Source organism: Vibrio rumoiensis, assembly GCF_002218045.2.
Classification (GTDB): Bacteria; Pseudomonadota; Gammaproteobacteria; order Enterobacterales; family Vibrionaceae; genus Vibrio; species Vibrio rumoiensis.
Genome location: NZ_AP018686.1, coordinates 461,141 through 474,782, shown reverse-complemented (window position 1 = coordinate 474,782; position 13,642 = coordinate 461,141). Strand labels below are relative to the sequence as shown.

The window sequence follows — 13,642 nt, the reverse complement described above, 5'->3', positions numbered from 1 at the left end:
ATGGATGGTTGGATGCAAGCCGCAACCTTAACTGTCACCAATAATACGGCAACAGGTTATGACCAATTATGGGCGCTGACTCTACGCTTGCTCACCGCATTTATTATTAATTCATTACTTGCTGCAATCTCGATGATCATCATACTTCGAGTCATGTTCAAACCATTAAAGGACATACAAAAGCGTGCGAATGAAATTAGCTTAAATAAGTTTGGCGACCCTATTCCTCAAGTCAATACTCGTGAACTCTCTGATGTGATACAAGCGATTAATTACATGAGTAAGCATATTGAAGCTCATTACTTACAATCGGCAAATGAAGTAAAACGCCTACGTATGCGCGCTTACCAAGATCCTGTTTCTGAGTTAAGTAATCGTGAATATTTCATCACTCAACTTGAACCATGGCTAACTTCTAACACCCATGATCATTGTGGTCTGTGGTTAATGAAAGTCGATGCCATTGAAGATGCGTATGAAAACAAAGAATTTGATAAAGCCGATAGCATGGTTAAAGAACTTGCTCAGAAATTAAGTTCATTTGTTGACGGAAGAAGTACCTTTTCTCGCTTTAGTCGTTCTGAGTTTATTTTACTGGTCCCTCATTGCCATTATGAGTATTTAGAACAAGTATCAGAGACCGCACTTAATCTCGTTAATGAATGGCAACCGAACGAATTAATTGAAGATAACTCAGCCTCTATTGGGATGATGGTTTTACATCATCAAACCGACATGAGAACAGTTTTCACCCAACTTGATAGCGCCCTAACTCAAGCTCGTCAACAAAGCGGCTTAAAAGCATTTTTATATAATGAAAATACTATTTTTATATAATGAAAATACTATTTTGCCTGAGTTTACAAAGGGTAAAATGGAATGGCAGAACTTTGTTAAACAAGGTATTGAAAATCAACAGGTCAAAATTCGACTTCAACCAGCGATTAATAAAGAGCAACAAATCCTGCACTACGAGGCCTTTGCCTATATTGAAGTGGATAATATTATCTACACAGCCAATCATTTTATTACTGCACTAGAAGATAGTGATGTGGCCTATCAATTCGATAATCATGTATTAACGCTTGTGAGTAAGCAATTGGCTGCTAACCCAAGCAAGTCACCGATTACCGTTAATATAAGTAAAGATAGTCTTCATAATAGCCAATTTGTAGTCTTCTTAACTCAAATGCTAAAAGCTAACCCTCAACTTAGAGAGACGCTGGTATTTGAGTTTCCTGAGGTTTGCTTCACTAAGCACCTTGAAGAAACCAAAGTTATTACTCAATTACTACTCCAGCATTCGTTCAAGTTTGGTATTGATAACTTTGGTCATACTTTCAGCTCTATCGATTACTTACATCAAGTTCACCCGACCTATGTCAAATTAGATTTTACGTATACGAGCCAATTGGATGATCCGGCAAAATATGACCTTCTCGCTTCTATGACTCGCATCGCCAAAAACTTAGGCATTGGCATGATTGCAACTCATGTAGAGAATTTAAAGCAAATTGATCAATTAGTTGAGCTTGATATTCGACGCTTCCAAGGGTTCATTACCGATAAGCTAGAATTAAACGGCCATAAAAACGCTGACAAATAACCGTAAAGAAACCCTGATAGAAAATATCAGGGTTTCTGGTACTAGGTTCTAATGATTAGAGCTTTAGATATTAAGCTCGATTAATCATCAGACTCTAGTACAACATCATCAATAAACACTTCTGTTTGGAATGCCACGTCGCCATTAACATCGATATTTTCAGTGCTGCTTAAATGAGTTAGAGCATAAACTTCCAAAGTTGTGTTACTGCCTGAATTAAAGGCTAATTCCACTTTACGGAAACCATTCGTATCATCGCCGTCAGAATCGATAGCATCATTCGTGAATGTCTTTGTTCTGACTGTGTTACCCAGAGAACCAACACCCATATCTTTCACGCCCAACTCAAGTAAGTTTGGTGACTCATCGCCTTTCTCATCACGGTAATAAACCGTCAAAAGATAGTCGGTATCGGGTTCAATGTTAGGAATGATTTGGCTTACACCAGGCCCCGCTTGTAATGTTGAGCTTTCATTGATTGAAGGGTAAAACAAACGTAGAGAACCAGGATCACCTGAAGCGGTAATATTCGTTGCTTCAACCGCACCCAAACCTAACTCTGGCGTAGCATGCACCAACCAAGCACCACTGCTGTTGCCATTTAAAGCGAAACGAGTAAATGCACCATCAGCGACTTTGCCCATAGCGGGTACCGGTGTAGTATTTACAGGCGCTTTATCCGAGTTAGAAGAGCATCCAGCAAGCACCCCTGCAATAGCTAAAGCTAAGTAAATTTTTCTCATATTATATTCCCTTTCACACGCGATGAAATTGTTAACAAACCAGTCGTTTAAGCCAAATTATAGTTAACTAAAATACATTGGTCATAATTCCTGCCATTTTAACGAAATTTATAGGAAATATCTTCCATTATTAGGATTTATTACACCTTAAAATAAAGACTATGGGCTACGAACTAAAATGTATAGGTCAATATCCCTTAGCGAATAACCGCACCAATATATTGCTGTTTACCTGCATTCCTTGCACCAAATCACTATTTAATGAAAAGGTATTTCATTTTATTTCAAATCATGCTTTACCATGTTAATCTAATTGGTATAACAACTTTCGCACATCACAATACTTATTATCATTCGGCTTTAGACTCCAGCCCCTATTGCCATCTTTGCTTTCTTCGCTTAAGGCTATTACATGGAATTTTTAATTAACCTTTCTTTTGCTCAATGGCTTGGCTTTCTCAGCTTCGCCTTAGGGATTTCTACTTTTTATCAAAAGGATGACCGTAAGCTTAAAATTTTAATGGTGATATTCCAGCTGAATAACGTTTTACACTTCTACCTTTTGGGTTCAAATATTTCAGCAATCAGTACCCTTTATCTTTCTTACGAACTGCCACAGCGATTAAGACCTCAAACAAGGTTGTGGCCGCCTTTTTGTAATCATCAGTATTGCACTTGGTTTATGGATAGCGGAAGGGCCACTTGATTTACTCCTATCGCAGGCTCAGTATTAGGCACCATTGCAGTATTTCTCCTAAAAGGATTCAAATGCGAATTGCCTTTATCATCGGTGCGGTATGCTGGCTGGCCAATAATATTATTGTCGGCTCGATCGGTGGCTCACTCTTAGAAGCGACGTTATTAACCGTAAACTTATTTACTATCATGCGTTTATATCGCAATAAGAAAAGTTGGAGTCTAACGAAGCGATAGAATCTCCTCTGTTGGATGAAAAGAAATAGTCCCAAAAAACAATAAAGGCGAAGTACTGTAAACCTCAGTACTTCGCCTCTTCATCGCTCACTTCAATTGAAGATCATTTACGACTTATGGTTTAACGTATCCCACAAACCGTTTATGTACATAATACCAAGCGCACGATCATATAGACCATAACCCGGTCTTGCCCACTTCTCTTCTCCCCAAATATGACGTCCATGATCAGGTCGAACATAACCTTGGTAATCATATTTATGCAGCGTTTTTACTACTTCGACAATATCAACCGAACCATCGCACGCGCGGTGTGAACTTTCGATGAAATCCCCATTTTCAAAACGCTTTACGTTACGAATATGCATGAAGTGTATGCGGTCATGGTAGCTTTCAATAATTGCAGGAATATCATTATCAATTGAACCTAATGAGCCGGTACATACGGTTAAACCATTATGAGGTCTATCAACGAGCTTTAAGAAGCGTCCGATATTTTCCTTATTAATGATGATGCGTGGCAGCCCAAAAATAGGGAAAGCAGGATCATCTGGGTGAATCGCCATTTTGATATTACATTCTTCAGCAACCGGAATAATTTGCTCTAAGAAGTATTGGAGGTTTTCCATAAATCTTCAGCAGTAAAACCCTCGTATTGTTTAAAGGTGTTCTTTAGGTTAGCTAAACGCTCAGGCTCCCAGCCGGGCATGGTCACATCAGTGTTTTTAGAAATCGTCTCAATTAGCTCAATAGGGTCAATTTCATTAATCTTACTTTTTTCAAAAAACAAAGCATTTGAACCATCTGGCATTTTTTTATAGAGATTAGTGCGAGTCCAATCAAATACCGGCATAAAGTTATAACAAACGACTTTGACACCAAATTTAGCCAGCACTCGTAGCGTTTGCTTGTAGTTTTCAATGTATTGATCTCGAGTATCAAGACCCAGTTTAATATCTTCATGCACATTAACGCTTTCTACCACGTCAATATGAAAACCATATTCTTGCGCTTGTTTTTCGACTTCCGCCACACGCTCTGGTGACCAAAGTGCGCCTGCCGGCATGTCGTGCAATGACCAAACTACGCCTTCTACACCCGGAATTTGTTTAATTTGGTCTAAGGTGATTTTATCATTTCCTTCACCATACCAACGAAATGTCATTTTCATAATACTTACCCTTGCCTGCGCTTACACAGTTTGAATAAATTGTTGAACACTTTGCTTAGATCCGTGCTCAATCAGTTGATTTAAAGCATCTATTAACTGTGCTTTAAATATAGAATTACTTGCTAACTCAGCTGAAAATACCGAATCTAACGACAAAAATGCGCTGACGACATCTGATGTAGAATCACCATGCGCTCGCCATATCTCATTGAATGTCGCTTTTAGCGGATCGCGGATATCAATGTCTTCACCATTCTCATCCCTACCACTCACATACTTCATCCATGCCGCCACCGCGAGTACCAAGCCTGAAATATTGATATCATTTTCTAAACCAAACGCTATCGTCTGTAAAAAGCGTTGTGGTAGTTTTTGAGAACCATCCATCGCAATCTGCCAGGTACGATGCTGTAGCGCGATGTTTTGGTATCTTGCAATCAACTGATCTTTATAGGCTTCAAGATCAATCCCTTTTACATCCACTGAAGGGCTAATCTCTTTATCCATTAAGTAACGGATAAATGCACTAAAACTTGGATCTGACATGGTTTCCGAAACGGTTTGATAGCCTGCTAAATAACCCAAGTACGCAATAGAAGAATGAGTGCCATTGAGTAGCCTTAGCTTCATATTTTCGAACGGAATAACGTCATCGGTCAGCATAATATTGGCGATAGAGGTTTTTTCCCAAGCCGGTCGCTCGTTATTAAACTTATCTTCAATCACCCATTGTAAAAAGGGTTCTGTGCTCACGCAGCAATCATCCTCTACCCCTAGTTGTTGGGATATTTTATTGATATCCGCTTGGGTCGTTTGAGGCACAATTCGGTCGACCATGCTGCAAGGAAAATCAATATTATCTTTAATCCATACCGCTAGCTCAGGATCAAGTTGCTGTGCAAAATCCAATACGACACGTTTTAATACATGACCATTTTCAGGTAGGTTGTCACAAGTTAATGGCGTGAATGGTGCAATACCTTTCTCTTTACGAGTTTTGATGGCAGAAACCAAAAAACCAATAGCGCTGTGTGGTTGGTCAATATGCTGCAAATCATGTTGAATTAACGGATGATTTGTATCTAAATGACCTGTCGCTGGCAAATGGCAATAGCCTTTTTCTGTAATTGTCAGAGAAACAATTTTCACTGTTTCGCTGGTCATATAACCAAGAATTTTCTCAACTTGATTATTAAAAAGCACCTCTTCAACGGCACCAATCACTTCAAGGTTAACCTGTTCATCTTGACCAACCGCAACTGTGTACAGGTTATCTTGGCTTGAGAACTCTTGCTCTAGCCCTGTTTCCGATTCAGGTTTACCAGCTGCTCGCCAATTATTGACGCCGACAATTTTCCAGTCGCCACCAAATTCTTTCATTGCGACATCGGTAATTAACGCCTGATGCGCGCGATGAAATGCGCCAAAGCCTAAATGCACAATACCAACTTTTGCATTGAGATTATTTTGACTAGGGAGTGAGCTTGCGGTGACATGCTCTAAGTTAACTAGATTCAACTTCATAATACGTTCGCCATTTCATATTGTTTTTTAAATTGACTGTTAAATATTCTTCTACAGCGCTAAACCAACTTAAAAAACAATAAGTAATTTGATTGGGATCTCTTTGGCTAAAAGGTAAATAATAAGGCTCAGGCTAACCTAATGCGTCGACCTGAACCTTACCTATTTCGGTTGTATAGCTAGACCATTGAATTACTTAGTATTTTGAATATCATTAAGCATATCGACAAGATCTGGGTTTTCTTTCTTAAACTTCTCGTAAACAGGTTTTACCGCTTCTTGGAACGATGCCGTATCACTGTCTATGAATGTGATGCCTTTGGTTTTTAGATCGGCCGTTGCATGGTCAACATAGTTCTTCCAGTTCTTGCTTGCTTCGCTTCGTTTCTTTTCTTTGCCACTTTACGGATAGTTTCTTGCTGCTCAGGTGTCAGTTCATCCCAAACGCTAGTTGAGACCACAAGCACGTCTGGCACCATGGTGTGCTTGTCATAAGAGAAGGTTTTCTTCACTTCAAAATGACGAGAAGAGTAATATGATGGAATGTTGTTTTCTGCCCCATCGACTACCCCTTGCTGTAGCGCTGAATATAATTCGCCGTATGGTAGTGGAACCGGGTTGCCCTAGAGATTTGATGATATCAATCGCCAGTGGTGAGTTTTGAACACGGATCTTCATGCCTTTCAGATCAGCAGGCGTTTTGATTGCTTTATCGGTATAGAAACTACGTGCACCCGCATCTAGGAATGCCAAGCCAACAAAACCGTCATCACGAGAAGAGGCTAAAATTTTGTCACCAATAGGCCCATTCAGTACATCGCGATACTGCTGCTCACTGCTGTATAAATAAGGGAGAGATAAGATCTTATAATCTTTCGAAAATGACTCCAGCGGAGCAGCACTCACTTTAGTAAAGGCAACCGTGCCATTTTGCACCATTTGCAATAAGCTCGTTTCATTGCCTAACGTTCCATTGGCGTACACTTTTACCCTGATTTTCGTTTCATCTTTAACATGGTCAGCAAACCAACTTAACGATTGGTGAACTGGATGTTCAGTGGGTAGTGCATGAGCTAATTTCAATGTTTGAGCATAAACACTAGAGGTAAATGTTGCTCCAGCTAAGATTCCCGCAAGCATTAACTTATTCAGTTTCATATTATTATTCCCTTATTTGTTTCTACGTTATTGAACTTATTAAGATACATATCCCGCCAAATGAGGTAGCCACATAGTTAGTGATGGCACCATAATGATCAGTCCCAAAGTTAGAACCATAATTAAGAATAAAGGTATTAACTTAGGCACTACATCGCCGAGCTTATTACCAGAGACACTACAGCCCACAAATAGAGCCGTACCAACTGGTGGAGTACAAATGCCGATACAAAGGTTAAATACCATGATGATGCCAAATTGAATTGGGTCGACGCCAAGCTCAACGGCGATAGGTAAAAATATCGGTGTGAAGATCAGAACCGCTGGAGACATATCCATGAATGTCCCCACCACTAATAAAATCAAATTCATTAGCAGCATAATAACCAGCGGGTTGGTTGAATAATTAAGAACGAAGTCTGCAATCGCACCCGGAATATCAGCATTGGCCATAGACCATGACATTGCCGAAGACGTTGCAATCATCAGTAATACGATAGAAGTCGTAATCACACTATCAAGTAAGATAGGCGCTAGATCTTTAAACTTTAATTCACGATAAGCAAAGCCTAGAATTAAGCTATAAACCACCGCAATAGCTGAGGCTTCCGTTGCAGTAAACGCCCCACCTAAAATACCGCCCATAATAATTAACACTAAAAATAAGCTTGGAATAGCATCCCAAATCACTTTCATTGTTTTTTCTTTTTGAACGATTTTCTCTTGTGGGATCTTGTATTTTTTGCCCAATAGCAGAATACCAATCATAATTCCCAAGCCCATTAAAAGACCCGGAATATAACCAGCAATAAAGAGATACTGCACTGAAGTACTGCTCACTAAAGCATATAAAATCAAGATATTAGAAGGTGGAATTAGCAACCCCGTTGGACAAGAGGCAACATTCACCGCAGTCGAGAAATCTTTCGGGTACTTATGCTTCTCTTGCAGTGGTTTCATTATCCCACCAACCGCTGCGGCAGCCGCGGCAGCAGAGCCCGATAAAGAGCCAAACATCATATTGGCAATAACATTCACATGAGACAGTGAACCTGGAAGCTTACCGCCGAGCAACATAGCGAAATTAATCAGCCTATTCGCTAAACCGCCTCGATTCATTAAATTCCCAGCCACAATAAAAAATGGCAAAGCTAATAAACCAAAACTATTTAGCCCATTGGTTAATTGTTGTGAAACTAAGATCGACGCTTTATCAATTGGGAAATCAATGAATATTGTCAGTAATGCCGCGCCACCAATCGCAAATGCAATCGGAATACCTATTAATAAAAATATTGCTAACGATCCAAATAGAACCACAATTGGCAGTAAATCGTAGACCATATCAGGCATTGAATTGATGTAGTCTTGAGTAAATATTAAATCAACCAGTGTCATGATATTTCCCTCAGCGAACTATTTGATATATTGATTTGAGAATATCAATACATGCGTAGTAGCAGATAATGACACCCGAAAACGGTACCACCGTGTAGACATAACCAATTAAAAGTTGATGCCCACCGATAGATAACCCAGGAGAGACTTGATTGTGATGCAGCGTCGTCATCATGAAGTTCCAACCGCCGTACACTAGGGCAACAGAAGAAAACAACAAAACAAAGCAACTAATAACAATATTAAGAACATGCTGATTTCTAGCCTTGAGTCGAGTGACCAACAACTCTAAAGCTAAGTGACGTTTAATTGAGAAGGTATAAGCTCCACCTAAGATACCAATCCAAATAAGCAAATAACGGGAAAGTTCATCGGTAAAAACTGAAGGATCGTTTAAAATAAAACGCGTAAATACCTGCCATACAACCGAAAAAACCATCATTGCCATAAAAAATATGAGGGCATATTCTAATATTCGGTTTAATAATTTATTAAATACTTCTAGGTTCATTAGCACACTCTTCCACAGCAATAATTATTATATTTCTTAATAAGCAATCGTTTCCTTACTTAAATAAAACACCTTATTGAGTATCTTAATGTGACTATAATCACGGCATATAATTTTTTGAACCGTAGTTTTATATTTTAAATTCAAAAATGCTAGCAGACCTAAACTTTTAAGATGTTATACCAATTTTATTGCAATTTTGTGAGCTAAATTTGTGCAATATGTGCGGAAATGTTCTAAAGGAGTGCAATTGGAGAGAGGTTTGTCACGAGGAATATAACGAAAGCAGGTCAATGAATAACCACTAACCTGCTGATATTGAATGGTTAACTATATATCTAATGGTTTGGTTTCGAATAGATACTTATCATAAGGGGTATCTTCTGCTGAAGAGGCATCATATAAAAATTGCTTAGTACTTTCTAAATGCTGCCACATTTCAGCTTTTGCTTGCTTAGAGTTTTTAACCTGTAAGGCTTTTACAATCGCACCGTGCTCATCCGCCCAGGTATTGATATTTGATGAATCGATATGCTCGTGTAATTGATTCCATAATGGGTTTTGTTTACGGGTAAACCAAATCAGCTCAATAATTAAAGAAAGCACCGAGTTTTTGGTGATTTTACCGAGTTGAATGTGAAATTCCTCATCCCATGCCGAATCAGTATCATCAGCATTTAGATAACTTTCTTTCTGTATTTTATCTAATAAATCAATATCTTGCTTTGTAACCTGGCTAGCAGCAAAAGAAGCAATAGTACATTCAACCACCTGCCTTGCTTGTAAAAGCTCAAACGGGCCGGCTTTCTTCATCTCTTCAACAAGGTAACGGGCAAATTCTTCCTCGCTTTCACTTAATCCAGAAGATTGCTGTGAAACCGTCGAGATAACATGAATCCCCGAGCCTTTTCTCACTTCCACCAACCCTTCCAGCTCAAGCATGATCATCGCTTCACGCACAACCGTTCGACTAATGCCAAGCTCTTCAGCAATAATTCTTTCCGGTGGCATTTTCGTCCCTACCGGATATTGGCCAGATAGTATTTTTGTTTTAATTTTTCGCCAATAACTTGATACAAACGCTTGTTTTCAAAGACATCATTCACCTAACTATTCAATTAAACCCAAAAACTATCACAAGGGAAACCATATTATGCTGACCAATATCGAATATAAATAAATTTCGATTGTTTAATTTTGTGATCTGCAAACTTGTTATACCAATTTAATCTCATATTATACCAGAAATATCTATTTTATTTAGGTGGAAGGTCATGTCAAAATTTTTAACGGAAGATTTCTTACTTACAACCAATATCGCGAAAGAGCTTTATCATAATGTGGCAGCGCATCAACCGATTATCGACTACCACTGTCACCTTCCCCCAACACAAGTTTCGGAAGATTATCGCTTTAAAAACTTAACCGATATCTGGCTAAAAGGTGATCACTACAAATGGCGTGGTATGCGTACTAACGGTATTGAAGAGCGTTTTGTACGGGGATGCTTCGGATAAAGAGAAATTCTTTGCCTGGGCCAAGACTGTTCCCCAAACCATTGGTAACCCACTCTTCCACTGGACCCATTTAGAACTGCGCCGTCCTTTCGGGATTACCGATACTATTTTAAATGAATCTACCGCTGAAAGTGTGTGGAACCAGTGCAATGAGATGCTGGCTTCACCAGAATTCTCCGCGCGCAACATTATGAAAAAAATGAATGTACGCATGGTCGGCACTACTGACGACCCGATTGATGATTTGGTTCCTCACAAAATCGTAATGGATGATAAAGATTTTGATGTTCAGATGCGTCCTAGCTGGCGACCAGATAAAGCCTTTAATGCTAACGCAGAAGACTACTCAGAATACTTGAGCAAGCTTGGCAAGCTCACCAACATTGAGATTCAACGCTTCTACCATCTGTGCGATGCACTCACTATCCGTTTGGACTATTTTGAAGCTCATGGCTGCTGCATTTCTGATCACGCCCTTGATACTGTGGTCTTTGAAAACGCCAGCGAACAAGAACTAGACTCAATTTTATCCAAACGTTTATCAGGTGAATTATTAACTGATAAAGAAGCCGCACAACTGAAAACGGCCATTCTGATTTTCTTAGGCAAACAATACGCACAACGCGGTTGGGTTCAACAATACCATATTGGCGCATTACGAAATAACAACCAACGCATGTTCAACCTTATTGGTGCGGATGTCGGTTTTGATTCGATTCACGATGCCCTAGTTGCTGCCCCGCTATCTAAATTACTCAATGCACTCGATGTTGAAGACGCATTGCCAAAAACCATTCTGTATTGTTTGAATCCACGTGATAACGAAGTCATCGCGACCATGTGTGGCAACTTCCAAGGTGGTGGCATCGCAGGCAAAATTCAGTTTGGCTCTGGGTGGTGGTTTAACGATCAAAAAGACGGCATGTTGCGTCAAATGGAACAACTTTCGCAGCTTGGCCTACTCAGTCGTTTTGTTGGCATGCTGACCGATAGCCGCAGTTTCCTTTCTTACACCCGCCATGAATATTTCCGCCGTTTATTGTGTCGCTTAATTGGCCAATGGGTTGAAGATGGTGAGGTCCCTCAGGATATGCCACTACTGTCAAAAATGGTGGAAGATATTTGCTTCAACAATGCGAACCAATATTTCAACTTAGGTATTAAGAAGTAATTGCCTTCAACTAAGGCTATTCGTTTCTCGGATAGCCTTCCCCTATTTGCATGATGCCACCAAAAATTCTCTGGCATCGATTGGAGAGCCAGATGAAAAAATGGATTCGTATTCACCCCAAAGACAATGTCGTGATAGCGCTGGTTGATCTAAAAAAAGGCTCGACGATTAAGATCACCAACAAGCTTTTGATTACTCTTCAAGAAGACATTACTAAAGGTCATAAAATTGCGTTAGACGATATGACGACCGGTGATTTGTTATGGAAATACGGGGAATCTTTTGGTCATGCGACGGCTGATATTCCGCAAGGTAGTTGGATTCATAGCCATAACAGCAAAACTAACTTATCCGATAAATTAGCTTACCAATACCAGCCTAAAGCCTTTACATCTGACGAGACTCCGAACCTTGAGCAAACCGAAGTCAGTATTTATCGTCGCGGAAATGGCGAAGTCGGAATTCGTAATGAGCTATGGGTGATCCCCACGGTTGGCTGTGTTAACGGCATCGCCCAGACTATGGTGAACCAATTTATAGCCAGCAACCCTCAACTAGAGATTGATGGCGTCTACGTATTCCCACACCAATTTGGTTGCTCTCAATTGGGCGATGACCACATTACAACTCGTAATTTATTACAAAGCATCGCCAAACATCCTAATGCCGGTGGCGTACTTATTTTAGGTTTGGGCTGTGAAAACAACCAAGTCCCTACCTTTATGCAAGGCTTGGGAGATTACGATCCAAATAGAATTAAATGCCTGATCTCGCAATCTGTCGATGATGAAATTCTCGCAGGAAGAAGCTTATTAGAAGATCTCTATGAAACAATGCGACACGATAAACGAAAACCGGGTACGTTATCCGAAATTCATTTTGGCCTTGAGTGCGGCGGGAGTGATGGATTATCAGGGATCACCGCCAACCCACTACTCGGTAAGTTTTCTGATCATGTCATCGCTCAAGGTGGAACCACGGTGCTCACCGAAGTTCCTGAAATGTTCGGCGCTGAAACCCTTTTAATGCAACGAGCAGCCACTCAAAAAGTGTTTGATAAAATCGTCAACATGATTAATAACTTTAAAGATTATTACACTCAACACGATTTACCGATTTACGAAAACCCCTCTCCCGGCAATAAGGCTGGAGGCATTACTACCTTAGAAGATAAGTCTCTAGGTTGTACTCAAAAGTCAGGCACGAGTCCGGTCGTCGATGTACTCGATTACACGCAAAAAATCACTATTCCCGGTTTAAACTTATTGAACGCACCCGGAAATGATGCCATCGCCACCAGCGCACTTGCCGCTTCAGGTTGTCACATGGTGCTATTTTCAACCGGACGAGGCACCCCTTATGGCGGTTTTGTCCCCACCATGAAGATCGCGACCAACTCAGAGCTAGCTGATAAGAAAAAACACTGGATAGATTTTAATGCTGGAAAATTGGTCTCTGAGGATATTTCGATGGAGGTATTGTTAAAAGAATTTGTCGAAGTGATCGTTGCCATCGTCAATGGTGAAAAGAGTAAAAATGAAATCAATCAAATTAGAGAAATAGCCATCTGGAAAAGCGGGGTGACATTGTAACTATTTAGTGTGCAATTTACCGATACCATTATATTAAATTGGTATTAATATAAAAAAGTGTTTCAAAAAACTTGATCTCCGTCATGTTAACTGGTCTAATTGTGACCAGTATCACATAAAACTGAGGTTACAATGAACACTATCACTGCAAATCAAAGCACTTTTAACAGCTCAAAATTAAAAGATGCTGCTGCTACTGCATTGAGCCTAATCTTGATCTACGGTTCTGCACTAGGCTTTATCGCACTCACAGCATTAACTTGGGTTAAGTTTTAATTTAAAAGCTTATTGCCGAGTCGTTAAAAATTCAAAAAGGAG

10 protein-coding genes and 4 pseudogenes are annotated in these 13,642 nt (G+C 39.9%); 6 read left to right on the top strand and 8 right to left on the bottom strand.

Annotated features, from left to right (window positions below; genetic code table 11):
• Positions 1 to 12 precede the first annotated feature (12 nt).
• Both VRUMOI_RS14565 and VRUMOI_RS14560 read left to right on the top strand, forming a co-directional pair.
• The gene (locus tag VRUMOI_RS14565) at positions 13 to 837 is read left to right on the top strand and encodes a GGDEF domain-containing protein (protein ID WP_162598422.1); all 825 of its coding nucleotides are present in this window, start codon (positions 13 to 15) and stop codon (positions 835 to 837) included.
• The gene (locus VRUMOI_RS14560; RefSeq protein ID WP_089139928.1) at positions 815 to 1,606 is read left to right on the top strand and encodes an EAL domain-containing protein; all 792 of its coding nucleotides are present in this window, start codon (positions 815 to 817) and stop codon (positions 1,604 to 1,606) included. Before VRUMOI_RS14565 ends, VRUMOI_RS14560 begins: the two co-directional genes overlap by 23 nt.
• A gap of 80 nt (positions 1,607 to 1,686) precedes the next feature.
• Here VRUMOI_RS14560 and VRUMOI_RS14555 read toward each other — a convergent pair whose 3' ends face one another.
• Positions 1,687 to 2,349, bottom strand: a complete 663-nt coding sequence (locus tag VRUMOI_RS14555; RefSeq protein WP_110410708.1) for a hypothetical protein — start codon at positions 2,347 to 2,349, stop codon at positions 1,687 to 1,689.
• Positions 2,350 to 2,761: 412 nt separating this feature from the next.
• Here VRUMOI_RS14555 and VRUMOI_RS14550 point away from each other — a divergent pair.
• Positions 2,762 to 3,282: pseudogene (locus VRUMOI_RS14550) on the top strand (YgjV family protein).
• A 107-nt stretch (positions 3,283 to 3,389) separates the two neighbouring features.
• Here VRUMOI_RS14550 and uxuA read toward each other — a convergent pair.
• The 7 genes and pseudogenes from uxuA to VRUMOI_RS14520 all read right to left on the bottom strand — a co-directional run bounded on the left by uxuA (position 3,390) and on the right by VRUMOI_RS14520 (position 10,055).
• Positions 3,390 to 4,447, bottom strand: a pseudogene (uxuA, locus tag VRUMOI_RS14545) (mannonate dehydratase).
• Positions 4,448 to 4,474: 27 nt separating this feature from the next.
• Positions 4,475 to 5,977 carry a mannitol dehydrogenase family protein gene (locus tag VRUMOI_RS14540; protein ID WP_110410707.1) on the bottom strand — a complete coding sequence of 501 codons (1,503 nt, stop codon included), beginning with the start codon at positions 5,975 to 5,977 and terminating at the stop codon, positions 4,475 to 4,477.
• A gap of 326 nt (positions 5,978 to 6,303) precedes the next feature.
• Positions 6,304 to 6,537, bottom strand: a pseudogene (locus VRUMOI_RS19640) (hypothetical protein); the annotation flags it as partial.
• Positions 6,491 to 7,117, bottom strand: a complete 627-nt coding sequence (gene dctP, locus VRUMOI_RS14535) for a TRAP transporter substrate-binding protein DctP (RefSeq protein WP_269459997.1) — start codon at positions 7,115 to 7,117, stop codon at positions 6,491 to 6,493. The pseudogene VRUMOI_RS19640 and the gene dctP, both read right to left, overlap by 47 nt.
• Before the next feature lie 57 nt (positions 7,118 to 7,174).
• Entirely contained in the window at positions 7,175 to 8,479 is a 1,305-nt protein-coding gene (locus VRUMOI_RS14530; RefSeq protein WP_027695792.1) for a TRAP transporter large permease, read from the bottom strand.
• A 64-nt stretch (positions 8,480 to 8,543) separates the two neighbouring features.
• A complete protein-coding gene (locus VRUMOI_RS14525; protein ID WP_089139599.1) occupies positions 8,544 to 9,044 on the bottom strand; it encodes a TRAP transporter small permease in 501 nt (166 codons plus the stop codon).
• A 330-nt stretch (positions 9,045 to 9,374) separates the two neighbouring features.
• Entirely contained in the window at positions 9,375 to 10,055 is a 681-nt protein-coding gene (locus tag VRUMOI_RS14520) for an FCD domain-containing protein (RefSeq protein WP_231897557.1), read from the bottom strand.
• A gap of 263 nt (positions 10,056 to 10,318) precedes the next feature.
• On the opposite strand from VRUMOI_RS14520, the pseudogene uxaC reads away from it, so the two are divergent.
• The 3 genes and pseudogenes from uxaC to VRUMOI_RS19260 all read left to right on the top strand — a co-directional run bounded on the left by uxaC (position 10,319) and on the right by VRUMOI_RS19260 (position 13,600).
• A pseudogene (uxaC, locus tag VRUMOI_RS14515) lies at positions 10,319 to 11,732 on the top strand (glucuronate isomerase).
• A 92-nt stretch (positions 11,733 to 11,824) separates the two neighbouring features.
• On the top strand, positions 11,825 to 13,324 hold the full coding sequence (locus VRUMOI_RS14510; RefSeq protein ID WP_089139602.1) for a UxaA family hydrolase: 1,500 nt from the start codon (positions 11,825 to 11,827) through the stop codon (positions 13,322 to 13,324).
• Between the two features lie 132 nt (positions 13,325 to 13,456).
• Positions 13,457 to 13,600, top strand: coding sequence for a hypothetical protein (locus VRUMOI_RS19260; RefSeq protein ID WP_162598421.1), 144 nt, complete (start codon positions 13,457 to 13,459; stop codon positions 13,598 to 13,600).
• Positions 13,601 to 13,642 lie beyond the last annotated feature (42 nt).

Excerpts from the sequence above, each read along its gene's own strand:
- VRUMOI_RS14510 (WP_089139602.1), top strand. The coding sequence starts at position 11,825 with ATGAAAAAATGGATTCGTATTCACCCCAAAGACAATGTCGTGATAGCG.
- VRUMOI_RS14555 (WP_110410708.1), bottom strand. The coding sequence starts at position 2,349 with ATGAGAAAAATTTACTTAGCTTTAGCTATTGCAGGGGTGCTTGCTGGA.
- VRUMOI_RS19260 (WP_162598421.1), top strand. The coding sequence starts at position 13,457 with ATGAACACTATCACTGCAAATCAAAGCACTTTTAACAGCTCAAAATTA.
- VRUMOI_RS14565 (WP_162598422.1), top strand. The coding sequence starts at position 13 with ATGCAAGCCGCAACCTTAACTGTCACCAATAATACGGCAACAGGTTAT.
- VRUMOI_RS14560 (WP_089139928.1), top strand. The coding sequence starts at position 815 with ATGAAAATACTATTTTTATATAATGAAAATACTATTTTGCCTGAGTTT.
- VRUMOI_RS14540 (WP_110410707.1), bottom strand. The coding sequence starts at position 5,977 with ATGAAGTTGAATCTAGTTAACTTAGAGCATGTCACCGCAAGCTCACTC.
- VRUMOI_RS14525 (WP_089139599.1), bottom strand. The coding sequence starts at position 9,044 with ATGAACCTAGAAGTATTTAATAAATTATTAAACCGAATATTAGAATAT.
- dctP (WP_269459997.1), bottom strand. The coding sequence starts at position 7,117 with ATGCTTGCGGGAATCTTAGCTGGAGCAACATTTACCTCTAGTGTTTAT.
- VRUMOI_RS14530 (WP_027695792.1), bottom strand. The coding sequence starts at position 8,479 with ATGGTCTACGATTTACTGCCAATTGTGGTTCTATTTGGATCGTTAGCA.
- VRUMOI_RS14520 (WP_231897557.1), bottom strand. The coding sequence starts at position 10,055 with ATGCCACCGGAAAGAATTATTGCTGAAGAGCTTGGCATTAGTCGAACG.